Source organism: Martelella sp. AMO21009, assembly GCF_053484295.1.
This window is the reverse complement of record NZ_JBAKFR010000003.1, coordinates 33,611-58,552: the sequence shown is the minus strand read 5'-3', so window position 1 is coordinate 58,552 and position 24,942 is coordinate 33,611. Positions and strand designations below refer to the sequence as shown.

At 61.9% G+C, this 24,942-nt stretch carries 36 protein-coding genes and 1 tRNA gene; 18 read left to right on the top strand and 19 right to left on the bottom strand.

The window, feature by feature from the left end; translation table 11 throughout:
* Window positions 1-61: 61 nt before the first annotated feature.
* Genes yidC through rpmH form a run of 3 tightly spaced genes read right to left on the bottom strand, consistent with a single transcriptional unit; the run spans window position 62 to window position 2,408 of the window.
* On the bottom strand, window positions 62-1,861 hold the full coding sequence (yidC, locus tag V6766_RS04575; protein ID WP_448464054.1) for a membrane protein insertase YidC: 1,800 nt from the start codon (window positions 1,859-1,861) through the stop codon (window positions 62-64).
* Complete coding sequence (gene rnpA, locus V6766_RS04570; protein WP_448464052.1) at window positions 1,851-2,252, bottom strand: ribonuclease P protein component; 402 nt, start codon at window positions 2,250-2,252, stop codon at window positions 1,851-1,853. Before rnpA ends, yidC begins: the two co-directional genes overlap by 11 nt.
* Before the next feature lie 15 nt (window positions 2,253-2,267).
* Window positions 2,268-2,408, bottom strand: a complete 141-nt coding sequence (rpmH, locus tag V6766_RS04565) for a 50S ribosomal protein L34 (protein WP_079920770.1) — start codon at window positions 2,406-2,408, stop codon at window positions 2,268-2,270.
* Between the two features lie 260 nt (window positions 2,409-2,668).
* Here rpmH and V6766_RS04560 point away from each other — a divergent pair, with 260 nt between their 5' ends.
* A complete protein-coding gene (locus V6766_RS04560; RefSeq protein ID WP_448464050.1) occupies window positions 2,669-4,174 on the top strand; it encodes an ATP-binding protein in 1,506 nt (501 codons plus the stop codon).
* A gap of 137 nt (window positions 4,175-4,311) precedes the next feature.
* Window positions 4,312-4,388 (top strand) — tRNA-Arg (locus V6766_RS04555).
* Between the two features lie 54 nt (window positions 4,389-4,442).
* On the opposite strand, the gene V6766_RS04550 is transcribed toward V6766_RS04555, so the two are convergent.
* Genes V6766_RS04550 through V6766_RS04500 form a run of 11 tightly spaced genes read right to left on the bottom strand, consistent with a single transcriptional unit; the run spans window position 4,443 to window position 9,732 of the window.
* Window positions 4,443-5,510 carry a tyrosine-type recombinase/integrase gene (locus tag V6766_RS04550; RefSeq protein ID WP_448464048.1) on the bottom strand — a complete coding sequence of 356 codons (1,068 nt, stop codon included), beginning with the start codon at window positions 5,508-5,510 and terminating at the stop codon, window positions 4,443-4,445.
* Window positions 5,511-5,518: 8 nt separating this feature from the next.
* Window positions 5,519-5,713 (bottom strand): hypothetical protein, encoded by a 195-nt coding sequence (locus tag V6766_RS04545; protein ID WP_448464046.1) that lies wholly within the window; start codon window positions 5,711-5,713, stop codon window positions 5,519-5,521.
* Between the two features lie 7 nt (window positions 5,714-5,720).
* Window positions 5,721-6,839, bottom strand: coding sequence for a DNA polymerase III subunit beta (gene dnaN / locus V6766_RS04540; protein WP_448464044.1), 1,119 nt, complete (start codon window positions 6,837-6,839; stop codon window positions 5,721-5,723).
* Window positions 6,826-7,107, bottom strand: coding sequence for a hypothetical protein (locus tag V6766_RS04535; RefSeq protein WP_448464042.1), 282 nt, complete (start codon window positions 7,105-7,107; stop codon window positions 6,826-6,828). Before V6766_RS04535 ends, dnaN begins: the two co-directional genes overlap by 14 nt.
* 3 nt (window positions 7,108-7,110) lie before the next feature.
* Window positions 7,111-7,377, bottom strand: coding sequence for a DUF2312 domain-containing protein (locus V6766_RS04530; protein ID WP_448464040.1), 267 nt, complete (start codon window positions 7,375-7,377; stop codon window positions 7,111-7,113).
* A gap of 11 nt (window positions 7,378-7,388) precedes the next feature.
* The gene (gene ssb, locus V6766_RS04525) at window positions 7,389-7,856 is read right to left on the bottom strand and encodes a single-stranded DNA-binding protein (RefSeq protein ID WP_448464038.1); all 468 of its coding nucleotides are present in this window, start codon (window positions 7,854-7,856) and stop codon (window positions 7,389-7,391) included.
* Window positions 7,857-7,866: 10 nt separating this feature from the next.
* Window positions 7,867-8,526: a hypothetical protein gene (locus V6766_RS04520; protein ID WP_448464036.1), complete on the bottom strand. Its 660-nt coding sequence runs from the start codon at window positions 8,524-8,526 to the stop codon at window positions 7,867-7,869.
* A complete protein-coding gene (locus tag V6766_RS04515) occupies window positions 8,523-8,771 on the bottom strand; it encodes a hypothetical protein (RefSeq protein ID WP_448464034.1) in 249 nt (82 codons plus the stop codon). Before V6766_RS04515 ends, V6766_RS04520 begins: the two co-directional genes overlap by 4 nt.
* Before the next feature lie 3 nt (window positions 8,772-8,774).
* The gene (locus V6766_RS04510) at window positions 8,775-8,930 is read right to left on the bottom strand and encodes a hypothetical protein (RefSeq protein WP_448464032.1); all 156 of its coding nucleotides are present in this window, start codon (window positions 8,928-8,930) and stop codon (window positions 8,775-8,777) included.
* Entirely contained in the window at window positions 8,927-9,370 is a 444-nt protein-coding gene (locus tag V6766_RS04505; protein WP_448464030.1) for an HK97 family phage prohead protease, read from the bottom strand. The genes V6766_RS04510 and V6766_RS04505 overlap by 4 nt, the downstream gene beginning before the upstream one ends.
* Entirely contained in the window at window positions 9,367-9,732 is a 366-nt protein-coding gene (locus tag V6766_RS04500; RefSeq protein WP_448464028.1) for a hypothetical protein, read from the bottom strand. Before V6766_RS04500 ends, V6766_RS04505 begins: the two co-directional genes overlap by 4 nt.
* A gap of 92 nt (window positions 9,733-9,824) precedes the next feature.
* On the opposite strand from V6766_RS04500, the gene V6766_RS04495 reads away from it, so the two are divergent.
* Window positions 9,825-10,118: a hypothetical protein gene (locus tag V6766_RS04495; protein WP_448464026.1), complete on the top strand. Its 294-nt coding sequence runs from the start codon at window positions 9,825-9,827 to the stop codon at window positions 10,116-10,118.
* Here V6766_RS04495 and V6766_RS04490 read toward each other — a convergent pair.
* The 4 genes from V6766_RS04490 to V6766_RS04475 form a co-directional block, all read right to left on the bottom strand.
* Window positions 10,112-10,561 carry a hypothetical protein gene (locus V6766_RS04490; protein ID WP_448464024.1) on the bottom strand — a complete coding sequence of 150 codons (450 nt, stop codon included), beginning with the start codon at window positions 10,559-10,561 and terminating at the stop codon, window positions 10,112-10,114. The genes V6766_RS04495 and V6766_RS04490 overlap by 7 nt on opposite strands.
* Before the next feature lie 246 nt (window positions 10,562-10,807).
* Entirely contained in the window at window positions 10,808-11,041 is a 234-nt protein-coding gene (locus V6766_RS04485) for a hypothetical protein (RefSeq protein WP_448464022.1), read from the bottom strand.
* 7 nt (window positions 11,042-11,048) lie between these two features.
* Window positions 11,049-11,675 (bottom strand): type VI secretion system-associated protein TagO, encoded by a 627-nt coding sequence (locus tag V6766_RS04480; protein WP_448464020.1) that lies wholly within the window; start codon window positions 11,673-11,675, stop codon window positions 11,049-11,051.
* A gap of 115 nt (window positions 11,676-11,790) precedes the next feature.
* Window positions 11,791-12,135 (bottom strand): helix-turn-helix domain-containing protein, encoded by a 345-nt coding sequence (locus V6766_RS04475; protein ID WP_448464018.1) that lies wholly within the window; start codon window positions 12,133-12,135, stop codon window positions 11,791-11,793.
* Window positions 12,136-12,277: 142 nt separating this feature from the next.
* Here V6766_RS04475 and V6766_RS04470 point away from each other — a divergent pair, with 142 nt between their 5' ends.
* On the top strand, window positions 12,278-12,454 hold the full coding sequence (locus V6766_RS04470; RefSeq protein ID WP_448464016.1) for a hypothetical protein: 177 nt from the start codon (window positions 12,278-12,280) through the stop codon (window positions 12,452-12,454).
* The gene (locus V6766_RS04465) at window positions 12,451-12,636 is read left to right on the top strand and encodes a hypothetical protein (protein ID WP_448464014.1); all 186 of its coding nucleotides are present in this window, start codon (window positions 12,451-12,453) and stop codon (window positions 12,634-12,636) included. The genes V6766_RS04470 and V6766_RS04465 overlap by 4 nt, the downstream gene beginning before the upstream one ends.
* A gap of 8 nt (window positions 12,637-12,644) precedes the next feature.
* Here the strand turns inward: V6766_RS04465 and V6766_RS04460 are convergent, their stop codons facing one another.
* A complete protein-coding gene (locus V6766_RS04460; protein WP_448464012.1) occupies window positions 12,645-12,938 on the bottom strand; it encodes a hypothetical protein in 294 nt (97 codons plus the stop codon).
* A 315-nt stretch (window positions 12,939-13,253) separates the two neighbouring features.
* Here V6766_RS04460 and V6766_RS04455 point away from each other — a divergent pair, with 315 nt between their 5' ends.
* The 13 genes from V6766_RS04455 to V6766_RS04395 all read left to right on the top strand — a co-directional run bounded on the left by V6766_RS04455 (window position 13,254) and on the right by V6766_RS04395 (window position 24,813).
* Window positions 13,254-13,709, top strand: coding sequence for a phage regulatory CII family protein (locus V6766_RS04455; protein ID WP_448464010.1), 456 nt, complete (start codon window positions 13,254-13,256; stop codon window positions 13,707-13,709).
* Window positions 13,709-13,978, top strand: a complete 270-nt coding sequence (locus tag V6766_RS04450; protein ID WP_448464008.1) for a hypothetical protein — start codon at window positions 13,709-13,711, stop codon at window positions 13,976-13,978. The genes V6766_RS04455 and V6766_RS04450 overlap by 1 nt, the downstream gene beginning before the upstream one ends.
* On the top strand, window positions 13,975-14,667 hold the full coding sequence (locus V6766_RS04445) for a GcrA family cell cycle regulator (RefSeq protein ID WP_448464006.1): 693 nt from the start codon (window positions 13,975-13,977) through the stop codon (window positions 14,665-14,667). Before V6766_RS04450 ends, V6766_RS04445 begins: the two co-directional genes overlap by 4 nt.
* Complete coding sequence (locus V6766_RS04440; RefSeq protein ID WP_448464004.1) at window positions 14,664-14,978, top strand: hypothetical protein; 315 nt, start codon at window positions 14,664-14,666, stop codon at window positions 14,976-14,978. Before V6766_RS04445 ends, V6766_RS04440 begins: the two co-directional genes overlap by 4 nt.
* On the top strand, window positions 14,975-17,608 hold the full coding sequence (locus V6766_RS04435) for a DNA methyltransferase (RefSeq protein WP_448464002.1): 2,634 nt from the start codon (window positions 14,975-14,977) through the stop codon (window positions 17,606-17,608). Before V6766_RS04440 ends, V6766_RS04435 begins: the two co-directional genes overlap by 4 nt.
* Entirely contained in the window at window positions 17,605-17,997 is a 393-nt protein-coding gene (locus V6766_RS04430; protein WP_448464000.1) for a hypothetical protein, read from the top strand. Before V6766_RS04435 ends, V6766_RS04430 begins: the two co-directional genes overlap by 4 nt.
* Entirely contained in the window at window positions 17,988-18,164 is a 177-nt protein-coding gene (locus V6766_RS04425) for a hypothetical protein (protein ID WP_448463998.1), read from the top strand. Before V6766_RS04430 ends, V6766_RS04425 begins: the two co-directional genes overlap by 10 nt.
* Complete coding sequence (locus V6766_RS04420) at window positions 18,164-18,493, top strand: hypothetical protein (protein ID WP_448463996.1); 330 nt, start codon at window positions 18,164-18,166, stop codon at window positions 18,491-18,493. Before V6766_RS04425 ends, V6766_RS04420 begins: the two co-directional genes overlap by 1 nt.
* Window positions 18,493-19,722 (top strand): DNA cytosine methyltransferase, encoded by a 1,230-nt coding sequence (locus tag V6766_RS04415; protein WP_448464590.1) that lies wholly within the window; start codon window positions 18,493-18,495, stop codon window positions 19,720-19,722. Before V6766_RS04420 ends, V6766_RS04415 begins: the two co-directional genes overlap by 1 nt.
* The gene (locus tag V6766_RS04410) at window positions 19,715-20,956 is read left to right on the top strand and encodes a DUF7146 domain-containing protein (protein WP_448463994.1); all 1,242 of its coding nucleotides are present in this window, start codon (window positions 19,715-19,717) and stop codon (window positions 20,954-20,956) included. The genes V6766_RS04415 and V6766_RS04410 overlap by 8 nt, the downstream gene beginning before the upstream one ends.
* Window positions 20,949-22,745: a phage/plasmid primase, P4 family gene (locus V6766_RS04405; RefSeq protein ID WP_448463992.1), complete on the top strand. Its 1,797-nt coding sequence runs from the start codon at window positions 20,949-20,951 to the stop codon at window positions 22,743-22,745. The genes V6766_RS04410 and V6766_RS04405 overlap by 8 nt, the downstream gene beginning before the upstream one ends.
* A 409-nt stretch (window positions 22,746-23,154) precedes the next feature.
* Entirely contained in the window at window positions 23,155-23,922 is a 768-nt protein-coding gene (locus V6766_RS04400) for a hypothetical protein (RefSeq protein WP_448463990.1), read from the top strand.
* 150 nt (window positions 23,923-24,072) lie between these two features.
* Complete coding sequence (locus V6766_RS04395) at window positions 24,073-24,813, top strand: hypothetical protein (RefSeq protein WP_448464588.1); 741 nt, start codon at window positions 24,073-24,075, stop codon at window positions 24,811-24,813.
* Window positions 24,814-24,942: the final 129 nt, after the last annotated feature.

Here is a 24,942-nt window from a genome sequence, read left to right as displayed (position 1 = left end):
GTTTTCCTTAAGGCGTTTGCCGCCATTTGAGCCCTCTCCGGGAGGGGCGAACTGGCCTGACCTATTCCGAAGCCGGCTTCTTCTTGCGGAAGATGCCCTTCAGATTGTCGAACAGCTCGATCTTGACGCCGTGGCGCTTCATGATGATCGACTGCTGCAGGATCGACAGCGAGTTGTTCCAGGCATAGTAGATCACCAGACCGGCCGGGAATTTCGCCAGCATGAAGGTGAACACGACCGGCATCCAGTTGAAGATCATCGCCTGGGTCTTGTCGGGCGGCGTCGGGTTCATGCGCATCTGCATCCACATGGTGATGCCCATGATGATCGGCCATGCGCCAATCATCAGCACCGCCGGAACCGCGAAGGGCAGCAGACCGAACAGGTTGAAGATACTGGTCGGATCAGGCGCGGAAAGGTCCTGAATCCAGCCGAAGAACGGCGCATGGCGCATTTCGATGGTGACGTAGAGCACCTTGTAGAGCGCGAAGAAGATCGGGATCTGGATCAGCATCGGCCAGCAGCCGGCGACCGGATTGATCTTCTCCTTCTTGTAGAGCTCCATCATCGCCTTCTGCAGGCCCATGCGGTCGTCGCCGTACTGCTCCTTCAACTCGGTCATCTTCGGCTGCACGCGCTTCATGTTGGCCATGGAGGCGTACTGCTTGGAGGCGAGCGGGAAGAAGATCAGCTTGATGATGACGGTCGTGATCAGGATCGCCACGCCGAAATTGCCGACCTGGTGATAGATGAAGTCCATCAGCTGGAACAGCGGCTTGGTGATGAACCACAGCCAGCCCCAGTCGATCATCCGGTCGAAAAGCCGGATGTTGAACTGGTTCTCGTAGGCCGTCAGCGTGTTGGTTTCCTTGGCGCCGGCAAACACCATGGTCTTCAGGTCGGCCGACTGTCCGGGCGCAATCGTCAGCGCGGCGTTGTCGGAATAATCCGCCTGATAGCGCGCGCGGCCATCGGTGAAATGCGAGAACCGTGCATCGTAATTGACGTTGGCCTGCGGAATGACGGCGGTGCCCCAGTATTTGTCGGTCACGCCGAACCAGCCGCCGGTCGCGCCGTCAAAGCTCTGGTTTTCCTTGTCGACGGATTTGTAGGTTTCCAGCGTCACGCCGGCATCGTCGCCGAACACGCCGAGGAAGCCTTCGTGCAGAACCCATGCGGACGGCTCGTCCGGCAGGCTGAAGCGGGTGATGCGGCCATAGGGCGTCACCGAGGCCTGCTTTTCGGAATTGTTGGTGACCTTGTCGTCGACGGTGATCATGTATTTGTCGTCGATCGAGAAGGTCCGGGTGAACTTGATGCCGGCATCATTGGTGTAGGAAATCACCACCGGGGTCGACGGCGTCAGTTCGGTGCCCTTTTCGAGCGTCCAGACCGTCTGCGGGCCCGGAACCGTGCCGGAATTGTCGCCCTGCACGAAGCCGAGTTCGGCGAAATAGCCGTTCTGGGTGTCGGCCGGCGAGAACAGCGTCACGATCGGGCTCGTGGGGTCAACCGTGACGTGGTAATCCTTGAGCTTAATATCGTCGATCCTGGCGCCGGCCAGATTGATCGAGCCCTCGAGCGAAGGCGTTTCGATCTTGACGCGCGGCGCGGAGGCCTGCTGCGCGCCGGACTGGGAAAATACCGCATCGCCGTTTGCCCCGGCCTGGCCGGAGACGGCGGGCGTCGTGGTCGCGCCGTCCGGCGTGACGGTCTGTTCCTGCGTCTGCTGCTGCAGGGCGGCCTGTTCCTGGGCCTGACGCTGCGCCTCCATGCGCGGACCCATGAAAAAGAACTGCCAGGCGAGGACGATCAGGACCGTCAGGCCGATCGCGATCATAGAATTGCGGTTATTTTCCATCTTTAGTTCCTGGTGCGGAAGCCTTTCGGCTCCGTCGGATTTGAGGCGGGTTCGAGATCCGCGATTCCAGCGTATCGACAAGCCGCGCAAATGGCGCATCAAGCACCTCGCTGCGGCCCACGATGACATAATCGCAACCGGGCTGCATTGCAAACGCTGCCTTGAGTCGAACCGCCTCTTTCAGGCGGCGGCGAATGCGGTTGCGCGCGACGGCATTGCCCTGCCGTTTTGTAACAGTAAAACCGACGCGAGGCCCCGTTTGGGGTTCGCGTCGGTCGAGAACTTCAAGCAGAAAAAGGGGCCCCTTGCGCCGCTCGCCCTTTTGTACGGCGAGAAACTGTGGACGGGTCTTCAGCCGTCCGACTTCGGCCTTTTTATCGGGCCCGGACATAAGGGCGAAACGCCCTTACGCCGAAAGACGCTTGCGGCCGCGGGCGCGGCGTGCATTGAGGACCTTGCGGCCACCCTTTGTTGCCATGCGCGAGCGGAAGCCGTGGCGGCGCTTGCGAACGAGTTTGGAAGGCTGATAGGTACGCTTGGTAGACATTTGTTTTAATACCGCGGTGTGCGGCCCTTCTTGAAAACCGGCCGAAACCGGTTAAGCGTGTGGTTGATGTTCGTTCGCTCCGCAAAAAATCCGGGTGCAGAGCCGAAACTGCGCGGCTTATAAGGGAAACCGCCGCGAATTGTCAATCGCGCGACTGAGAAGTCGCCGGCGGGGCGGCTAATGTGTCTGGAGTCGCCCGGCGGTTTTGCATTTGTTGCGTTCGGGCATAATATCGCGGCAGGTTGAAACGGAGAAAGCGGATGCGGTCTGAAAACCGCCCCCGGGAGACGGACAGTGCAGGTCGCCGCGTCAGCGCCGACGGCGTCGCGATGCCGCGTTTTCTCTCCGGCCTTTCCGGGCGCATCCTGTTGCTGACGGTCGCCATCATCATGTTTGCCGAAATCGTGTTCTTCGTGCCGGCGGTCGCCACCATGCGCCTGCGCTGGCTTGACGACCGGCTGAACACCGCCGCCGCCGCGGTCACCGTCATCGATGGGCTGCAGCCGCTGTCGCTGCCGCGCGCGCTTCAGGACGAGACACTGATGGCGACGGGCACCAAGGCGATCGTGCTCAGGAAGGACGGCATGTCGCAATTGCTGGCGGTGACCGATATGCCGCCTGAGATCAGCCGCAGCTACGATCTGACCGATGTCGGCCCGGTGGAGGCGGTGGTCGATGCCTTCGACGAGCTTCTGTTCGGCGGCGATCGGGCGATCCGCATTCTCGGCAATATCGGTGATACCGATGCGATCATCGAACTGGTGATCTCCGACGACGAATTGCGCCACGCGCTTTTGATCTATGCGCGCAATATCTTCGCGCTCAGCATTCTGCTGTCCTCCGTCACCGCGATGCTGATCTTCTTCCGGCTGAATTCGATGCTGGTGCGCCCGCTCAGGCGCCAGATTGCCAATATGCAGGCGTTTTCCGAACATCCCGAACTGCCGGAGAGCGTATTCCGCCCGAGCGCCGAACCCGATGAACTGGGTATTGCCGGCCGTCATCTGGCCACCATGCAGAGCGAATTGCAGAAGACCCTGCGCCAGCAGAAGCGGCTTGCAGAGCTCGGTCTGGCCGTGTCCAAGATCAACCACGACATGCGCAATATCCTGTCCGCTGCCCAATTGATGTCGGACCGCATTGCCGGGATCGACGATCCGGTGGTCAAACGGGTCGCGCCGAAACTCTTGCGCGCGATCGACCGGGCGGCGCTCTATTCGCGTTCCGTGCTGAGCTATGGCCAGGTTTCCGAGGCCGAGCCGAAGCGGCGGATGATAGACGTTCAGTCGCTGGTCAACGACGTTCACGACTATCTCGAACTCTCAGCCGATCCCTCGATCGAATGGATCAACCGGGTGCCGGAAGGGCTGAAGATCGACGCCGACCCCGAGCAGCTGTTTCGGGTGATCTTCAATCTCTGCCGCAACAGCGTCGAGGCGCTCGGCCAGCAGGCCAAGGCCGAATCGGTCAACTGTCTGACGGTTTCGGCTCAGCGCCACGGCAGCGTGGTGTCGCTGACGATCGACGATACCGGGCCCGGCATGCCGCAGAAGGCGCGCGAGAACCTGTTCGCCGCTTTCCGCGGCTCCGCCCGCAGCGGCGGCACGGGGCTTGGCCTTGCTATCGCCCGCGAACTGGTGCTCGCCCATGGCGGCACGATCGGGCTTGTGGAAAAGGCAGGCCAGGGCACGCTGTTCCGCATCGAAATTCCCGACCGCCCGGTGATGCTGGAAAGCTGGCGCGAGGAGAGCGAAGCCGGCAGCTAAGGGCTTCGCGCCCGCCGCCTGCTTTGATGTTTCAGGAAAATGACAACAATTTTCCGAAATCCGCTTGCATTCCAAATCGCAAGGTTCTAGAAGCCGTTTCGCACGCCGCAGACAGATGCGGCGACCGCAAAAGGCAAGCGCTCGTAGCTCAGCTGGATAGAGCACCAGACTACGAATCTGGGGGTCGGGAGTTCGAATCTTCCCGAGCGCGCCATTTCCATTATTTTACACAATGAAATCAATCGTTTACGGCGCATTGTGCCCCACGTCAGAACCATGTGTGGGGCACTTCGAGGCGGTGCATGGCGTCGAGCGCCAGTTTCCAGCGTTCCACGCGGCGGGTGTAGGTCTCGCTGGTCTTGGCCTCGGTGTGACCGAGGATTGCCATCATGGCGTATTGGCTGATGCCGCTCTCGGCAAGCAGTTCTGAAAGTCCCTTGCGGACGCCGTGGGCCGATCTGTTCTCAAGGCCTGCATCCCGGCACCACCTGATAAACATGGCCGACATGCTGCCGCCGCTGGCGAAGGGCTTGCCGCCGCGTCCGAGGACATAGGTTGCGCCCTGCACCTTGGCGGCGCGGGTGGCGGCCTTCAGCGGCGGCAGCAACGGGATGGATACCTCGCTGGAGCCTTTCTTCAGCGGCTGCCAGCGCAGCGCCTCGACGCCGTCGATCGTACATTCATGCACGCGGCCGAGGATCGTCAGGTCCTCGACGCGGCAGCCGGTCCATAGCAGGACGGAAAGCGCTATATGCGCCTTGCTGCCCGGCTTGTGACAGGCGAAATAGCGGTCGAGATCGGCGCGCTTCCATGGGATCGCGCCGGTTCCCTTCTTGTAAGTCTTTTCGATGCCGCGCGCCGGGTTCTGGCTGATCAGCTTGCGTTTGATGGCCCAGTCATACATGACGGCGACGGCCTCGATGAAGGCATGCGCCTGGGCGGGCGTTGCGGCCATATCATCCTGCATGGCGATCAGGCGTTCCTGCGGGATCAGCATCACCTTGTCCGGCGCAGCCAGCAGGCGGGCAAGCAGGTTCTTTTTCTTCTTCAGCGTCTTATGGCTGGCCGTGCCGGCCGCCACGCGCTTTTCGAGGTGCTCAAGGTAGAGATTAACCAGCCATGCGATCGATCGCGGCTTGGCATAGTCTGACGCCTGGCGCAGAGGCTCCGGCTTTTCGCCGCAACGCGCGGCAAGGTATTGCCGATGGAAATCGGGATCGTCCGGCCCGCAGGAGAGCGTGATCTTGACCGCGCGCTTTCCTTCCGGGCGGACCCGCCAGCGGATCGCGCCGGAGGGCAGGACCTCGCGCATCAGCCCCTTCAGACGAATTTTCATGCAAGCCTCTACCATTGTTCGAGGCCTTCATCCTTTGGCGGCGGGGCCTTGCGCTCAACGCCGGCGAAGTGGATTTCATACTGTCCACCGGTAATGCACAGCCTTTCCACAGCCAGCCCCTCCGCCTGCACGGCGCGGAGCGCCTTGCGCAAAGCGGCCTCGCTGGCGCGGGTCTGGCGTGGGGCTGAGGCTTGTTCCGGCATGGCTGCGTTACACCCGCATCAGCATGATGACGATCAGGTCGTCGGCGTGGCCGTCGGGGCTGGTAAGCCTGATCTGTCCGGCGCCTGCGCCTGTGTGGATGGCGATGCGGGCGCCGGGCATATGATCCAGCGCACCCGCGAGGTATTGCTGTTTGACGCCGATGCGGGCTTCGATCTCGCCATCGATCTCGAGGTCCTCGCTGGCGTCCCCGGCTTCGCGGTCTGCGGCCTCGATCGTCAGCAGGCCTTCGGCGAAGGTGAGGACTGTGGCCTGGCTCATGGCAGTGAGCACCAGGCCGACGCGCTTGGATGCCTCCAGCAGCTTCTTGCGCTCGACCGTGATCGTGTCTTCAAGGCCGGCGGCGATCAGGCGTGGATACTCCGGATAGGTCGCCTCGACCAGCTTCGCCGTGATCGTGCGATTGCCGATCTCGGCAGAGATGCGGCGATCGTCTATCCTTAGCGATATTGTTCCGGTCTCCGGCAGCGCCTTTGCAAGGATGCCGACCATCTTGTCGGAGATGATGATGCCGGGCAGATCGGCCGGGCTGTCGAAGGAATCGATCACGCGCACCGTCAACAGGTGGCCGTTCGACGCTACCAGCGCAATATCATCCGCGCGGCGGTGAAGATGGACGCCTTTCAGATAGACGCGATCCTCTTTCTGGCCCGCCATGGCAAAAGCCGTTTCAACGAGCGCCTGGCGGAAGGGCTGGGCGTCGACGGTGATGGGCTTGGCGGTCATCTCCGGCAGGGTCGGGAAGTCCTCGGCCGGGAGGACAGGCAGGCGGAATTTCGAGCGGCCGGATTTGACCGTGACATCCTGCAGGGCGTTGGCCTTGGCGTCCGCATTGGCGATGGTGATCGCGCCGTCGGGCAGGCTCTTGACGATCGACAGCAGCATGGCGGCCGAGACCGTAAAGGGCTCGAAGCCTTCCGCCGCATCGGCCGCGAAGCTGACGGTGATCTCGATATCCAGATCCGTTGCGCGGAGCGTGAGCCTGTCCGGATCGTCCGCCCGCTCAAACAGGACATTGGCGAGGATCGGGATGGTGTTGCGGCGCTCGACCGCGCTGTTGGCCGTTTCGAGCGCAGAGAGCAGCGCGGATTTTTCAGCGGTGAACATGGACGGGCTCCTGACGCAGGGCTTCGAGCTTTAACTGGGTTGACGGCGCCAGCAGGCGGACTTCGGGCGCGAGCTCGCGCAGAAATGTGAGGGCATCCTCGGCCTGACCGCGCGCGATCAGATTGGCGAGATGCTCGACATCTTCACGCGAAGCGTTGAAGCATCCGAGATCGCGCTGGTTGACCTCTTTGCGGATATCGTCGTCGCTCAGGGCGTCGATCACGTCGCTGCGATCGATCGCGACTTCAAGTTTGATTGTATCGCTCATCGCTCAATCCTCGCCTTCAGGTGCGGGGATCATGCCGAGCGCGATCATGTAGGTGTCGAGCACGGCTTCCTCTTCCATGCGCTCGCTCTCGTCGAGCTTGCGCAGCGCGATGATCTTGCGCAGGGCCTTCGTGTCGAAGCCCGTGCCCTTGGCCTCGGCGTAGACATCCTTGATGTCGTCGGCGATGGTCTTCTTTTCCTCTTCCAGCCGCTCGATCCGTTCGATGATCGAACGCAACTGGTCGCGGGCAATGCCATGTGCATCTGTCATGTCGGTTCTCCTCAGAAGGGAATGTCGTCGTCGAGATTTTCGCGGGACGGAAGGTCGCGGCCCGGCTCACGCGTGGTTTCGCGGCCGTAATCGTCGGGATCGGTCGCGGGCGGCGGGCGGTTTGAGCCCGTACTGTCGAGCATGGTGAGGACGGCGTTGAAGCCGTTCAGCACGACCTCTGTCGTGTAGCGGTCCTGACCGTCATTGCCCTGGTATTTGCGGGTGGAAAGCTGGCCCTCGATATAGAGCTTCGCGCCCTTCTTCAGGTATTGCTCGGCGATCTTCGCCAAGGCTTCCGAAAAGATGACGACGCGGTGCCATTCGGTGCGCTCCTTGCGCTCGCCGGTGGCGCGATCGCGCCAGCTTTCCGATGTGGCGATCGACAGGCTGGCGATCTTGCGGCCATCCTGCATTGTGCGGATATCCGGATCGCGGCCGAGATTGCCGATCAGGATGACCTTGTTGACGGAACCTGCCATCTCGTCTTCCTCACACTCTGGCCGCGCGGGGCTGCTGACCGGCGAAGATCGGCAGGAGGCGGCACATGTCGTTGAATTTTTCCTCGGCCTTCATTGGCGGCCAGGGCTTGATTGCGCCGCGCGTTTTCGGCGGCCTTGAAGGCGGCAGGGTGCGGGCGGCGGCGGGGCCGAACAGGGCTTCCACCTCGGCGCGCAGCATGCGGTTGTCCATGTCGTGCACGGCGGCATGGCGGGCATTGGTCCAGTGCTCGGGCGGGGGCAGGCCTGCGGCGTGGCAGATCGCGCGATCCCAGCCGGCCTTGATGCGCGCAGTCGCGAGCATGAAGTGGTTCGCCGCCTCGGCGCTTTCCGTGCGGATGGTGGCGGCGATCAGTTGCTGGGCCGGGCGCGTCCAGTCGCCGATGAGGTGCTCATGGGCATCATGAATGAGGAACAGCGCCGCGGTGAAATGATCCGCGCCCTCATTCAACAGCGCGTCGGCGCCCATGACGGAATGCTGGGCGACCGAATAGGCCGGGCCGGGCGCCGTGCCATTGAAACGGGCGATCTTCGAAAGGCCTTGCGCGATCCGGTCAAAGAAAATCTCGGCGGGGTTTGGTGCCGCAAGGTCCATCAGCGTGCCGTTGGCGCGAAAGGCCTGGACGGGGTATTCGGTGAGGCGGGGGATCATTCCGGCACCTCGCCGACTTCGACCAGGACGGGCGGGTGCACAGTGCCGAGAATGCGCAGCACGACCGGCGCGCCGGCGGCGATGCGTTCAAGCTCGGCCGGGTCCGGCATCCATGCCGTTTCCATGACCGGCGTGCCCGGGCCGTTGACGGTGTCGTGCACCGTCGTATCGCGCACGGCAAGGCCGATATAGCCCTGGCTTTTGCCGATCACGCGGTTGTGGAATTTGATCACTCCGGGGATCATGCGTCACACTCCTGTGCTGGCCGCGATCGCTGCATCGTAGGCGGCGAGCTGGTGGGCGGCGGTGATGATGAGGATGGCGAGGCCTGCGAGGATGGCGGGCCACAAAGCCCGGCGCATGGCGGCGCAATCGGCCTCGGTGAGCGGGTGGCGGGCGGTCATGCGATCACCTGCCTTTCGTCGTCACAAACGTGACCCCAGCGGATCACGGCGGACGGCTGCATAGGAAAGGTGACCAGAGATATTTCCCAAAGGTCTATCTCCAGCAGGCTTCGCGTTGCAGATGCGCCCGTCACCTCGCCACGGACGGTCCGGTAGCCAATGGAAAGGCCATTCAGAAGCCCTCTTTTCAGCATCGCGCGGGCTTCCCACTCTGCGGGCGCTTCGCGGGACAGGGAGCCCTCGACGTAAAGGCCGCATTCATCCTCGCGGATCGCGGACCATCTTCCGATAATCTTGCGCGGATCGTGCTGAAGCAGCATGGGAACGCTGGACAAGCCCTTGAGCCGAAGCGTCTTCGCAAACGCGCCACGGGCAACGATGTCGCCGCCGCGATCGATCACGCCAAATCGGCAGGCGTAGCCGGAAAGACGATCGCTCATGCCGCACCGCCTTCGCCTTTCAGGCGGGCGCGGGCGTCGTCGGAGAGGGGGAGGAAGGCGGCTTGCCAGTCGCCCTTGATCCATGCGCTGATCGCGCCCTTGATGACGGGGGCGTCTAGGCCTGCGGTGAGCAGGGCGGCGACGAAGGCTTCCATGGCGCAGGGGCGGCCGTCTTGAGGAACGATCGCCAGAAGACCTTGCCGAATGGCGACTTTCGCGCCCGCCTGAAAGCACTCAATTGCAAGATAGGACGAAGACGAGCCGTCAATCGTATCTGCCCTGCTGTCCATAGCGTCAATCATCTCTTCGCTCATGGGCAGGTCTGGCATTTCGTAGGGTGCCATTAAGTCGCGCCGGTTCATGTCGCGTCTCCCTTTCTTGCGGGATGGACTCCTTTCCCGGCCAAAACTAAGGTTGAGGGGCCGGGTGCGGTGGTGTTGAAAAAGGGGTGGCTATGTCGAAAGATGACGAGTGGGAAAATCTCGACTACAAGAACGGGACGCAGATTGTCGGTGCGCTCCTGAACCTGCAGATTGCCGTTGGCCGGCTTCTGGCCACGCATCCCGATCGCGAAGCTATTCTTGAGGATATGGAGGAGCATGTTGGCATCCTCGCCGAAGATCTTGAGGCGCACAGGGCGGCAGGCCGCGCGGATATGGCGAAGCTGTTTCACGATCTTCACGCCGGCGCGCAGGAAAACTACCATGACCTGATCGGCACGGTCGGGATGCATGAACCCGATCATTGATCCGCCCCCGCCTTGAGACGGATGCCGCGAAATCTATTGGTTTCGGAACGGCGGGCGAATATTCCCTTGTCCCAAAGCGCCCGCGAGATCTGTCGGCGAAACTCGCTGATGTTCAGCGGCGTCTCTCCAGCCTTCTTGGCGTACCAGAGGTAGGCGGTATAAAGATCGCCCGGCGACAGTTCGTCGGATTGGTCGCTTGTCGTCTCGATGCTGTCGAGCAAGCGCTGAAGCGGGGACGCCATTGACCTTTTCCGCCGCGCCGATCTGCGCTTCAGAAGTTCTGTGACGATGAAAATCGGCCCCAAGACCATGGACTGGGCAGCAATCGCGGTTTCCGCGTCGGTGCAGAGTGCGACCACAAAACCACCAAGGGCCGTGGCTCCAGCGCCGACCGCGAAGGCATGCGGGTTGTCGCCGAAACGTCTCGTCAGTCTTGCGGACATCATCTCTTCCTTCCCGTGGGGTGATGCCGCCGCGCGGGTGGGGAACGGGCCTGCGCGGCGGCGGGGTGCGGGCCGGACGGTTGGCCTGCTGGGAAGAATGTTGCATTACGTGCAACTGTCTGTCAACTTTTAAATTGCATATCATGCAACTCGTTGAATGGTCTGCCGTGCGTATTGCTTGCTTGCGGTGCAAAAAAAAGCCCGCGTGAGGCGGGCTTTTCAGAGACGGGCATCCGAAGAAATAGGTTAGCTATCCGTCTTTGCGGCTTCTTCCTTGGTCGCCAGATAGTGCTCTATTCGGGCGAGGCTCTCGGCGTTGTCCTTTGCCCATCCGAGTAACGCTGCCAAGCCGAAGGCCAGAATTGCGCTGCAGAAAAGCACAGCCGCCATTGTGAGTTGAATGTCGGATGGTGCGGCGATCGCGACCAGAGCTGACAGGCAAAGCCACAGAGCTCCGATGATGTAAAGAAAAACTCTCACGGTTACCTCACCAATTACAAGCGTCGCGCAGCGGTTTGATCACTTCATTGAGGCCAGAAATATCATATTCGGCGAGGACTGAATTCTGTCCGTAGGGCGTGAATTGCAACAGGAGCCTGTCGGCTTCGAGCATTCTTTTTATGAAGGGGATCGCGCGGTCTCCGCGCCAAAGCCCGAGCGCTTCATTGCTGGTTGATGCGTCCATGTCGATCTTGTCAGCCGGCTCATCGTCAAGCCGGTATGTGACCTCACCATAATTACTGTAATCGCTCGATGCCAAATGGCAGTCGGTGCTGACGTAGAATGAGGTTACATTGTCCATGCAACGAACGATGATGGTCGCCGGACTGTTACTGTATCGACCGCAGTATATATCCTCTTTAGAGTCGTTCTGGATAAACACATTGGTCATATCGGTTAGCTTCGATGTCTCGCTTCGAACGCGCCATGCAGAACCGTCGGCCTTGGCGATGTTTACCGAAGGCGACCGGCCGCTCGCCTTGTCGTAGCAACTGAGGCGATCAAGGTTATTGCTGATAGCGGCACATGCCTGGATGTCGGCTTCTTCTGCACTTGCCGGTAGGATCGTGAGCGCAACAGCAACGCTCGACAGACCTAACAAGGATAATCGCATTTTCCCCTCCAAATTCATGCAACCTTGAAGTGGTAACCCACAGGCGAGGGGAAGGCAATCATATCAGCGGCGATAGCGTTGTACGCGATCGAGGCGGAGTAATGTGAGGCGAAGGTTAGCCGTCCGTGCCAGTTGGCTTGTCGTTGAACAGGATCTTCAGCATGTCGAGGGCCTGCTGGCGCTGTTCCTCGCTTCGGTCCCGGAACATGCGGGTGATCCAGTCGTCGTCCGGGTGGCGAAACAGTGATGAGATGTCATCGAGTTGGAAAAGGCCCGCCAGAGCTTCAAGGTAGTCATACTTCGGGATGGTGCCGCCCCACCAACGGGACACGAGGCCCTTATCCACGCCAAGCTCGCGGACGATATCCTTCTGTCGCATGTTTCGATGCGCTGCCCACTCGACGATGTAGTGGACGCGTTTGGGCGTTTTATCCGCGTGAATTCTGACCGGGTTGCTCATTGCGCAACTGTACAAAATCCGTCTCCGATCATCGTTATGACGCCATGCAACTTTTTCTCTTGGCAAATGTTGCAAGATATGCAACCTTTGCCGCATGGGACAGGTTAGCGAAATCGCGAAGTATCGCGCTGAGAATGGCGGAATGAGCCAAGACGCGTTTGGCCGCCTATTCGATCCGCCGGTTGATAAATCGACGGTTCATCGGTGGGAGCGCGGCAGGTTGTCGGTTCGCCGCGCAATCGATGTGGAACGCATCACAGGCATTCCGCGCTGGCGCCTGTTGCCCGACATCTTCCAGCCATCGGAGCCCGCCCAATGACCCGGTTTGTTCTGATCATCATGGCCGGTCTGGCGGTTGCCGCGTTTTCGGCGATGCCGCCGATCGTGGGGCTTTGCGTGGGGTCGTTCGCGGCCTGGACGCTGTTCCTGATCGGCGAGGGCTGCGCCCTGCACGGCGAGGACCTGGCCGACGACCTGAAAGACGAGTGGGAGGATTATTGATGACGCGTTCATTTTCCACTTTCCTTGAGGATCTTGGTTTTCCGGCCGCGTGCTGCCGTTTCGGTGAAGTCCTTCACCATGGCTATGGCCCGGGCGATGGCGGGTTCTGCCTCATAGGTGAGGGCCTCATGCGAGAAATCCGGCCCATCCTTGATCTTGGCGATCACCTTGCGCTCGACGGCGGCGATATCGTGCTCCGTCAGACGCTTCTTCCGGGCGGCGGTCGTGATCTCTCCATAGAGATCGAGGGTCATGACGTTGACCAGAAGCTGCGTGAGCTCATGCGGGGTTTTCGGGTGCATCCGAGGTTCCTTTCCGTGCTGCTTTCCATGGGCTGCGATGCCGCCATTCGCGTGGAGGCTGCATGACCCGGGACTATCCGACAATTCCGTCGCAACGTCGAATCGACCTTCCGCGCATCGGGCGCTCCTCCTCCCCGCCCGTGGGAAATGCGCGGTTGCGGCCCGGCCTGTTCGTTCCTGCCAGACAGGCCGGGCGGGATTGCTGTTCATGGTCGTGTTCTCCGTCTTCCTATTGCGTGACGGTAGGCCCGCGCGCGGGGCGGATCACCGCAGAATTTTTCGAAAAATCTTCCTTGCATTTTCCGGAGGCTCGCCATGCGCGTGATCACTGAAGACGACGGGCGCGCGCTGAAGGCCGCATCGCGGCGCGCGGTGCGGGCGGCAGGCGGCGGCGAGGCGCTTTCGCTGGTCTCGCGGGTCTCGGCCGCGCAGCTTTCCAAATACGGGCTTGCCGGCGACGAGCATGCCGAGACCTTCATGCCGCTCGACGTGGCGCTTGAGGCCGACCGCGAGGCGGGCGCGCCGATCATCGCCGCCGCCCTTGCGGCCGCGCAGGGGTTCCGGCTGGTCTCGGCCGATGGCGAGGATCATGCGCATGATCTCGATTACCGCGACGTGACCACGGTGAGCGTTGCCTTTGCCGGGTTTCAGACCCGGATGCATGAGGCGCTTTCCGACGACGGCAAGGTGGACGAGGCGGAACGGCGCGCGATCATGCGCGATTTCGACAAGCTGATGCGGGCGCTGTTTCATGTGATGGGGCGGGTGTGATGGCGGGGCTTAATTCCTGGCTGGTTGCGCATGGACCCGACACGACCGTCGACATGCTGGCGCGCCTGACGATCGAGAGCGGTCGCGACTGGCGCTCGCCGGAGCGGCTGCGGATACCGGCGCCGGCGCGGCGATCGGGGGCGCTCTATAGCGAGGCCGGATTGAACGAAGCCTGCAAGCTGACCGAGGTTTGCGGCTTCAGCATGTGCCATGTGTGCGGGGGCAATGACATCTATGACGCGCCGTTTACCTGCGGGGATGCGTCATGAAGTGGACCCCTGAAAAGCTCCAGGAAGCGGCCGCGATGAAGCGGGACGGCTGCACCTATGGCGATATCGCCGCACATTACCGGGTTTCGCGGTCATCCGTGCTCGGGATCGCCAATCGCAACCGCGATCTGTTTCCCAAGGAAGACGAGAGCGAACGGGCTGCGCGCTATGAGCAGCGGCGTGGGGCTGAGACCGCGCCGGAAACGACCGCCGCGCCGCGCTTTCAATGGACGGATGCGCTGCGGGCCGATGCGGCGCGGCTTTATGCCGAGGGGCGAAACGCCCGGCAGATCAGCGAGGCGATGGGGTGTTGCTATTCGAGCGCGACGAAGATGATCGCGGCGAACCCCGCTCTGTTTCCGAAGAAGAAGCGGGTTGTCGCGGCGAAGGCTGCCAAGGCGGTGAAGCCTTCGGCGCGGATGGCAGACCTGGCGCTGCCGGGGCGGCCGGATGGTTCCGCCGCCAAGCCGCGCGCGGTGGAAGTTGACCTTTCGCAGTTCTCGATCGCCGGGGTTACCCCGAAAACCATACTGACGGTCGGCGCAGGCGAATGCCGGTTTCCGCTTTCGCCAGCCGATGCCGCCGGCGGGCCGGATATGCCGGTCTGCGGCGCGCCGGTGCGGGCGGGCGCGAGCTGGTGCCCGACGCATTGCCGGGACGTGTTTGTCGAGCGGGAGGAAGCGGCATGACCTTCGACGAGGACGATATCACCCGGTTCATGGGCTATGTCGAAAAGCTGCCCAATGGCTGCTGGTTCTGGACCGGGGCGCGCTCGCGCGGGAAGGGGAACCGCAAATGGTACGGGTCTTTCCGGGTCAAGGGCAAGGTGGTGCGGGCGCATCGCTTCGCCTGTGACGCGATCGGCGGCAAGCGCCTGAAACCGGGCGATCATCGCGATCACACCTGCTGTTTCTCGCTCTGCGTCAATCCCGACCATCTCGAAATCGTCACCCATGAGGAAAACCAGAAGCGGAAGATCGCGCGGAGGGCTGTGGCATGAACGCCTATGTCGATTTCCTGAAGGCCAAGGTGCAGATGGCGAAGGTGGGCGGGTTTGTCGTCGAGGATGACGATATCAATCCGATCCTGCTGCCGCACCACCGGGCGATCGTGAAATGGGCCTGCCTTGGCGGGCGGCGGGCGGTCTTCGCGGCGTTTGGGCTGGGCAAGACCGTCATTCAGCTTGAGATCATGCGGCTGGTGCTGGCGCATGCCGGCGGGCGCGGGCTGATCGTGATGCCGCTTGGCGTGCGGCAGGAGTTTCGTCGCGACGCGGCGATGCTGGAGACCGGCGCGCATCCGAAGATTACCGACCGGCAGCGGCGCGCGCTTGCCAAATGGCGGAAGGGGCGGGCCGATCGGTCTTATGGCGTGAAATTCATCCGATCGGTCGACCAGGCCGGGGAGACCGGGCTTTACCTTACCAATTACGAACCGGTGCGTGACGGCAAGCTTGATCCGCGGGCTTTCACCTGCGCCTCGCTGGACGAGGCGAGCTGCCTGCGCGGCTTTGGCGGCACGAAGACGTTTCGCGAGTTCATGCGGCTGTTCGACGGGATCGCCTACAAGTTCGTTGCGACCGCGACGCCGAGCCCGAACGAATTTATCGAGTTGCTGGCCTATTCCGCCTTCCTCGAAATCATGGATGTCGGCCAGGCGAAGACGCGGTTCTTCAAGCGCAATTCCGAGAAGGCCGACAGCCTGACGATCCATCCGCACAAGGAACGCGAGTTCTGGCTTTGGGTGGCGAGCTGGGGGCTGTTTGTCGAAAAGCCCTCCGATCTCGGCTTTTCCGACGAGGGCTATGACCTGCCGGCGATCGACGTGCGCTGGCATGAGCTGCCCGCCGACCATGCCTCTGCCGGTGCGGAGAAGAACGGGCAGGGGCGGCTTTTGCGCAATGCGGCGGCCAGCCTTTCCGATGCCGCGCGCGAGAAGCGGGAGAGCCTGCCGGCGCGTGTTTCGAAGATGATGGATATCCGCGCCGAGGATCCGGGCGCGCACCGGCTGATCTGGCACGATCTGGAGGCCGAGCGGGCGGCGATCGAGGCTGCGATACCGGGGATTGCCACGGTCTACGGCTCGCTCGACCTCGATACGCGCGAACAGCGGATCATCGACTTTTCCGAGGGGCGGTTGCCGGAGCTTGCGGGCAAGGCCTCGATCATGGGTTCGGGCTGCAATTTTCAGCGGCATTGCCACTGGGCAATCTTCCTCGGGATTGGCTTCAAGTTCAACGATTTCATCCAGGCGGTGCACCGCATCCAGCGCTTTCTTCAGAACGAGGAAGTGCGCCTCGACCTGATCTACACCGAGGCTGAGCGGCCGGTGCGCGAGGCGCTGGAGGCGAAGTGGAAACGCCACATAGAGCAGAGGGCGATCATGACCGGGATCATCAAGGAATACGGACTGTCTGCCGCCGCAATGGCGGAAAGCCTGACGCGGGCGCTGGGCGTGGAGCGGATCGAGGTTTCCGGGCCGGGGTTCCGGCTTATCAACAATGATTGCGTGATGGAAACGCGGACGATGGCGGCCGACAGCGTCGACCTGATCGTCACCTCGATCCCGTTTTCCACGCAATACGAATACTCGCCGAACTATGCCGATTTCGGCCATACCGACGACAATGACCATTTCTGGCGGCAGATGGATTTCCTGATCCCCGAGCTGCTGCGGGTGATGAAGCCGGGGCGGATTGCCGCGATCCATGTGAAGGACCGGATCGTGCCGGGCGGCATGACCGGGCTCGGGTTTCAGACGGTCTATCCGTTTTCCGATGATTGCGTGCGGCGTTTTGTTCAGCACGGCTTCGGGTTCATGTCGCGCAAGACGATTACCACCGATGTCGTTCGCGAGAACAACCAGACATATCGCCTTGGCTGGTCCGAGCAGTGCAAGGACGGGACCAAGATGGGCAATGGCATGCCGGAATATCTGCTGATCTTCCGCAAGCCGCCGAGCGATGCATCCAACGGCTATGCCGACGAGCCGGTGAAGAAGGAAAAGCGGATATGGGACGAGGAAGCGAAGGCCTGGAGCCCTTCCGAGGGGTATTCGCGGGCGCGCTGGCAGCTTGATGCGCATGGATACATGCCTTCCTCCGGAGACCGGCAATTGACCGTGCCCGAGATTGCTGTGCTGGAGCATCACCAGATTTTCAAGCTGTGGAAGGCCTATAGCCTCGATGCGGTTTATGATTTCGAACATCACGTGAAGATCGCCGAGGCGCTGGAGGAGCGGGGCATGCTGCCCTCGCGCTTCATGCTGTTGCCGCCGCATTCCAAGCACGCGGATGTGTGGACCGATGTGACGCGCATGCTTTCCATGAACACGCTGCAGGCGGCGGCGGGAAAGGAAATGCATCTCTGCCCGCTGCAGTTCGACATCGTGGACCGGGCGATCGCGCAATATACCGAGGCCGGCGAGACGGTGTTCGACCCGTTTGGCGGGCTGATGACGGTGCCCTACCGGGCGATACGGCTGGGGCGGCAGGCGATCGCGACCGAGCTGAACCCGGGCTACTTCCTCGACGGCTGCAAATATGTGCAGGCGGAAGCCGAGAAGATGGCGATGCCGAGCCTGTTTGACCTGATGGAGGCCGATGCCTCCGGAAAGGCGGCGGCGGAATGAGCGGCAAGCGGCTTTACATCATCACCGACGATGCGCGGCGGGCCTGCCTGACGGTGTTCGGGATCGGGCTTTACGGTTTGCCGGACTGGGCCGAGATCGTCACCACCCCGGAGGGGATTGAGGCCATTCCCGCAGGATCGCTGCACCGGGGGCTCTGGCATATCGAGAGTTCCGATAGCCGCACGCTGCAGCGGCTGGCGACCGAGCGCTGGGCGCGGGGCGAGCTGGTGACCGCGCCGCAGGCCTTCATGGACAAGATCGAGGCGATGATTGCCGCGCGCGACTGCAGGCCGGATGCGCCGGCGGCTGCCGACGCGCCGGGCGCGGCCGCGATCGCCAGCGAACCGAATCGACAGGCAACAGCGAGGAAGGCGAGCAAATGGCACTGATCGAATTGAACGCCGACTGGGAAAAGCGCGAGTTCGGCGTGTTCGGCCTGGCGCGCGATGCGTGGCGGGTTTTGAGCGAGGCCGAACGGCGGGAGGCCGAGGCCTTGCGGCGGGAGAAGCTTGCCGAATGGGGCGAGCGGCCCGCGCGGACGCGGGAGGCGGGCTGATGCGGCGATACCGGATGCGTGGCGAGCGGGTGCCGATCCTCCTGGTTGTGGCCTTAAACCGCCATGAGGCGGCGCGGGCGATGGAGGCGCATGGGCTGGATTTCGCGCGCATGGAAAACATGCGGATCGTGACCAAGGCCTATCTGCTTTCGCAGTGGTCGGCCGGGGCGGCTTATATCACCGCTTTTCGCGAGACATGGGGCGCAACGGCCGAGGGGCGGGCGTTGGACGACGTGCTTTCGATCCGCACCCGCAGCCATGCGCTGCGCCCGGCGAACGAGCGCGATCTGGCGCCGCTGATGCGGGTGATGAGGGAGGCTGCGGAGTGATGCGATACGGCTCCGTTTGTTCCGGCATCGAAGCGGCCAGCGAGGCGTGGAAGGCACTTGGCTGGCAAGCCGCGTTCTTTTCCGAGATCGAGGCTTTTCCCTGCGCTGTGCTGGCGCATCGATACGGCTCCAACCTGCCGGGGGAGCCGCTTTCGCAAAACGGCGTGCCGAACCTTGGCGACATGACGAAATTCGAGGAGTGGGATGATTATGCAATCGACATTCTCGTTGGAGGCACACCGTGCCAGGACTACTCCATCGCAGGACAGCGTCTCGGCATGGCTGGGGATCGCGGGCAGCTCACCCTCACATATATTGGCATTGCTGGGCGATATCGCCCCCGGTGGGTGGTATGGGAGAACGTCCCCGGTGTTTTCTCGACCAATGGCGGACGCGACTTTGCAAGACTTCTGGGCGACCTCTCGGGCCAGAAGATCGACGTGCCGAAAGGGGGCTGGCGAAACCACGGGATCGTTGCCGGCATCCCCGACGCCTACGGCCGCGCCTGGTGCGTGCGTGACGCTCAATATGTCCGAGTGGACGGCTACGAGCGCGCCGTACCACAACGACGGCGACGTGTGTTCGTTGCCGGATATCTTGGAGACTGGCGCCCTGCCGCGGCGGTATTACTTGAGCCCGAAGGCATGCGCGGGGATCCTCCGCCGCGCCGAAAAACTGGGAAAGAAATTACCACCGGCGTTGCAGCAAGCCTTAACAGTGGTAGCTACCCGGACGGACGCGGCGGCGAGGCGCAAGAAGTAGTCGTCGGCAGCGGAGAAATAGCCTTTGACTGCAAAGGGACACAAGTCCAATTCTCGACTGACGGGACTGCTCCGACTCTCAGAAGCATGGGGCATAGGAATAGACGCCAGAACGCTGGTGGGCATTCCGCAGTGGCATACGATATGCGCGGCCGAAAAGGCGGCGCGCAGTTCGAGGGTCCCCACGATACAGCAAGTATAAGAGCCAGCTCCGGAGGATCGTCTCGGTCCTACGTTTCATACCCGTGGACTGTGCGACGATTAACGCCCCTGGAGTGCTCCAGATTAGACGGCTTTCCCGATGACCATGCGCGCATTCCGTGGCGCGGGAAACCCGCCAGCCAGTGCCCGGATGGGCCGCAATACAAAGCCTATGGCAATTCCATGGCGATCAACGCGATGCGGTCGATCGGCCGGCGGATCGAGTATGTCGAGGCGGTGATGCGGGAAGGGCGCTGGTATGTCTGAGATCATCGACGCCTTTGTTGCCGAGGCGCGGGCGATCGCGCTTGCCGATTATGCGGGGCGGATCGGGCGGGTGCCCGTGCGCGGGGCGGAATGGACCGGGCCTTGCCCGTTAGCCGGCGGCAAGGACGGGTTTGCGGTGAACCCCGGCAAGGGCGTGTGGAACTGCCGGAAATGCGGGCTTGGCGGGCATGATGCGATCTCGCTCGCCGCGCATGAGATGGGGCATGACCTGAAAAGCCGGACGGGGTTTCTGGAGGCGTGTGCTGCGGTTCTGGACCGCGCCATACCGGATCCCGACCAGCGCGAGAGCGATGAGGAGCGGGCGGCGCGGGAAGCGCGGATGGCGGCTGCGCGGGAGAAGGCGAAACGCCAGGCCGAGGCGCATGCAGAAAAGCAGAACCGGTATCGGCAAATAGAGATCACGAAGGCGCGCGGCCTCTATTTTCATGCATCGATGGTGGCCGGATCGGCCGGGCGCGCCGTGCGGGACTATCTGCGGCTGCGCTGCGGGGCGGATATGGACGATGCCGTGTTCGAGAATATCCGGTTCGACGACCGGCATACCTATTGGCACGACAAGGATGAATTCGGCAATCCGCTCTCGCTTCATGTCGGGCCGGCGATGATTGCGCCCTATGTCGATCTGACCGGCAGCGTGACCGGGTGCCATGAGACGTGGATCGACCTTGCGAACGCGCCGAAATACCGGCCGGCACTGATCTGCCCCAAGGAAGGCAAGCGGCTTTCCGCCAAGAAGATGCGCGGCGCGAAGAAGGGATCGGTGATCCCGGTATGCGGCGATCTTTCGGCGCGGCGATGGGTGCTTGGCGAAGGAATCGAGAATGTCGCCGCAGTGGCCGCGCTTGAGGGGTTTCGGGCCGATACATTCTATGGCGCGGCTGGCGATATCGGCAATCTTTGCGGCCCGGCCGAGGGGCGCGAGCGGCACCCGACGCTGACCATGACCGACAAGCGCGGCCGGGTGCGCGCGGTGACCGTGCCCGGGCCGATGCCGAAGGCGGGGCTTGCGCCCGGCGAATGCCTGGATGCGCCAGACCATGTCGACGACCTGGTGCTTGTCGCCGATGGCGACAGCGAGCCGGTGGAAACCGCCTTTGCCATGGCGCGGGCGGAACGGCGGTTTGAGCGGCCGGGACGCGTGGTGGCGACCGCGTGGCCGCCCGAAGGGGCAGGGGACTTTTCAGAAGTGATGACGGAGGCGGATTTTGCCTGAGAACAAGAAGAAGAAGGGCGGGCTTTCGCCGGAGGCTGAGGAGGCGATTGCCAAGAGGGCGGCCGGGCGGGCGGCCTATCTGAAAAACCCGGACCCTTTGCCGGTGCTGGAGGCTGAGGAGGAGGAATCTGTCCTTGATCTCTCGGCCGAAGAGATCACCGAAGAATGCGCGGCGCTGCCCGAGACCGACATTGGCAATGCCAACCGGTTTTTGACGCGGTATGGCGATCGGGTTCGCCATGTCACGCATGTCGGCTGGCACGGCTATGATGGCCGCCGCTGGCTGGAGGATCAGTCCGGCGCGAAGGTTCGGGTCTGGGCGCATCGCACGGCCGAGATGATCGACGAAGAGGCGATCAGCCTTGATTGTTCGGAGCGGGAACGCGCGGACATCGATGCCGGGCGGCAGGCGCGCGAGGAAATGCGCGAGCTTGGCAAGCGCGGCAAGGACTGGGATGCGGAGAAGCTGGCGAAGTTCGACAAGCTTCAGAAACTCATCGAGGCGGGCGATCTGGCGGACAAGGAACGGCGCGGGCGGCAATCATCCCGGCATAACCATGCCAAGAGCTCGGCGGGATCTTCGAAGATCAACAATATGCTTGCCGAGGCGGCGCCCTATTGCTCGCTCTCCGTCCAGGACCTGAATACCGATCTTTATGCGCTGAACACCGTCAACGGCACTCTGCGCTTCTTCACCGTCACCTCCGCTGCCGGGAAACCTGTCTGGCAGTGCCGGCTGGACAGGCATCGCGCGACAGACCTGATTTCGAAGCTGGTAGAGGCGCAGGTGTTCTCCGATGCGGGTTGCCCGACATTCCTCCAGTTCCTCATTCGCGTGATGCCGGACCCGGACAGGCGCGCTTTCCTGCAACGCTATATGGGTTATTGCCTGCTTGGACTGACCGGCGAGCAGTGCCTTGTGTTCTTCTACGGCGCGGGCCGGAACGGGAAATCCACCTTCGTCGACCTGATGGTGGAAATCCTTGGCGACTATGCCGTATCCATGTCGATCGACAGCTTTGCCGGCGACAGCCGCAGGGGCGGAGCCGAGGCAACGCCTGACCTTGCCCGACTGCCCGGCGCGCGCCTGGTGGCGGCATCCGAGCCGGAAATGGGCGTTCAGTTGAAGGACGCGCTGATCAAGACGCTGACCGGCGGCGAGCCTATCGCGGTGCGGCGGCTGCATCAGGACTTCTTCGAGCTGATACCGCATTTCAAGATCATCCTTTCCGGCAACCACAAACCGCAAATCCGCGATGACAGCGACGGGATATGGCGGCGCGTTCATCTGGTGCCGTGGGAAATCCAGATACCGGAGGAAGAGGTAGACCGCGATCTGCCGCGCAAGCTGCGGCAGGAGCGGGACGGGGTGCTGGCGTGGATGATCAAGGGCGCGCTCGACTATCTGCAGAACGGGCTTCAGGTGCCGGACAGCATACGGCTTGCGACTGCGGAATACCGGGAGGAGAGCGACCCGATCGGCGCTTTCCTGCGGAACGCCTGCGATATCACGGGCAAGGATGACGATACGGAAGGACCATCTGCGCTCCATGAGGCGTATTGCCGATACGCGGCAAGGGAAGGTCTTTCAGAGTTCAAAAAAGCGACCTTCACCAAACGGCTGCCAGACCAGACAAGAAAGACATGGAAGGGGCCTGACGGACTAATGCGATCGTTCCGGCGCGGCAAATCCAGCGGAACAGTCTATTTCGGCATTCGCATCAAGGACGAATGGCGTGCAGAGGATGGTCCTGGTCCGACTGGCGAGGATTGGCCCGATGAATTCTGATCGCGAAACACCCGGACCCTTCGACTGTAAGCAAAGGCCTCAGCCCGCCTACCATCCCGCACGGCCAATGAGAAGGTCTATCTTCGGGATGGTAGGGAAGGAAATTCGAAGTCGTGGGAAGGAAACGATTAGTCAAAAGGTCCGGAAAAATAATCAATATCAATAGGTTGGAATGTCACGGGTAGGTAGGGAAGGAAATCCGCGTGTTTACGTGATGCGCGCGTAAAGAAGAACGAGAGCATAGCAAGAGCCTCATCACATAAACCTTGATATTTGCTCCCCTACCTTCCCGTTAAGGTTCAAGTTGTTGTTTTTAATGTGTTTTATGAGCTCTAAATAGCTGAATTATCTACCCATTTTGAAAACCTATCTTCCCTACCTTCCCAAAACGGCAAAAGGAGCCTGAAAAATGAAGAAAATGACCATTCAGCAGCTGCTGACCTGGGCTTTCACGGAGGAGCTCTGCAAGACGGAAGCGACGGGCGGGCGGATATCGCCACGGCTGAGCAGTGCGAATGCCGGGCTGAACGCTGCCGGCGAGCTTGGCACGATCATCGCCCGGACGCCGAACGAATGGGGCGTGGTGCCGACATGGGAGGACGGCGTTGCGCCTGACCCCGATGCGCTGATCGTGGGCGATGCCGTCAAGGCGCTCACTGGAACGGGGTTCGATATTCCCGAAGGCTGGCAGCCGTTTCCCGAATGGGCGAATGACGAGCACGGGCTGATCGCCGGCGAGGTTGACCGGGTGCTTGCAGAGGAACGCCAACATGGCGTGCGGCGCACCGGCTCGCATGCCTTCAGCCTTCTCGTGACATGCGCGGTGCTGAAGCGCGGGCCGGACTGGTATGCCGAGCGGCCGAAGGTGCGGATGGTGGAACGGCAGGGCAAGCCGGTCTGGTTCATCACCAAGCGCCAGAAGGACAGCTTCGGGCGCTGGCATGAGGTGGAGACGGATGGCTATGACCGCAAGGCCAAGCGGCCGAAGCGCGGGGCCTATCGGAAATACGTGCTGTCTCACGGGTTGCGCGGCGAAATCCAGTCTCGGATCGACTGGATCGTGTGGCAGGCGGCGCTGCAGATGCTGGAACGGGAGCTTGCTGGCAGGCTGGGCGAAAAACAAATCACCCCTATGCGCTTCGACATGTCGCCTTGGATGAGGGAGGTTCGCGCGTGAGGCGTTCGGTTATCGTATTGATTTAGAAGGGAAAATGTGGCCTCATTTTTCCCTTGATTTGCGGCAGTGAGTTGACATACCTTGATAGCATAGAAAAGGTTTACGTAGACCCGCCAGCGGACAGCCCGCTCGGCGGGTTTTTGTTTGGCGATGATCTCCGCACATATCGATATCGATCTCACCCGCTTCGAGGCCAAGCTGACCTCGGCGCAACGTCGCGACCTGCCCAAGGCGGAAGTGATGGCGCTGAACTGGCTTGCCTATGATGGCATGCGGGAGGTTCGGGGACAGATGAAGTCGATCTTCGACCGTCCGACGCCTTATGCCGTTCGCGGTGTGGTCTATGATCAGGCCCGGTTAGACAACCGGGTCGCGGCGGTGACTGTCACCGGAGACCGGACTAATGGCGGATTGCCGGCAACGGCTTTCCTTGGGCCTCATATCGAAGGCGGTATGCGTCGGCACAAGGCGTTCGAGAAGCAGTTGATCGGACGCGGCCTGATGAGGAGCAACGAGGTCGCCGTGCCAGGCCGGTCCACACCGCTGGATCGCTACGGAAATATGACCCAGGGTTTCTTGAACAGGGTTATGCGGGACTTGCAGATCGATTATCGCGGCGCTGGCGCGACCCGAGTTTCAAAGGGTAGCAGTCGACGCAAGCGGAAGATCAAGCCAAACCAGTACTTCGTTCCCAAGGGGCGGCCCGATCTCATTCGTGGAATTTGGTTTTCGGGGCGTGAGAACCGCGAATTCTATCCCGTGATTTTATTCGTGAAGGCGACGCCTTATTCGAAGCGTTTCAAGCTGAATGACATCGTGGAAAAGCTGGTGCGCGAGAAGAAGGATCGCACCTTCGCCCGTGCATTCCGCAAGGTGTTTCCTGACCGATGACCTGCCCTTCCTCCTGAGAGGTAGGTTCAAACTTACGGGTCCTTCCCTGGGGCGGCCCAGGATGCGGGTATTTGACACCGCGCGGGTTCGGTAGTCTGAGGCCGAATTTCAAGCCTTAATTTGGAGCCT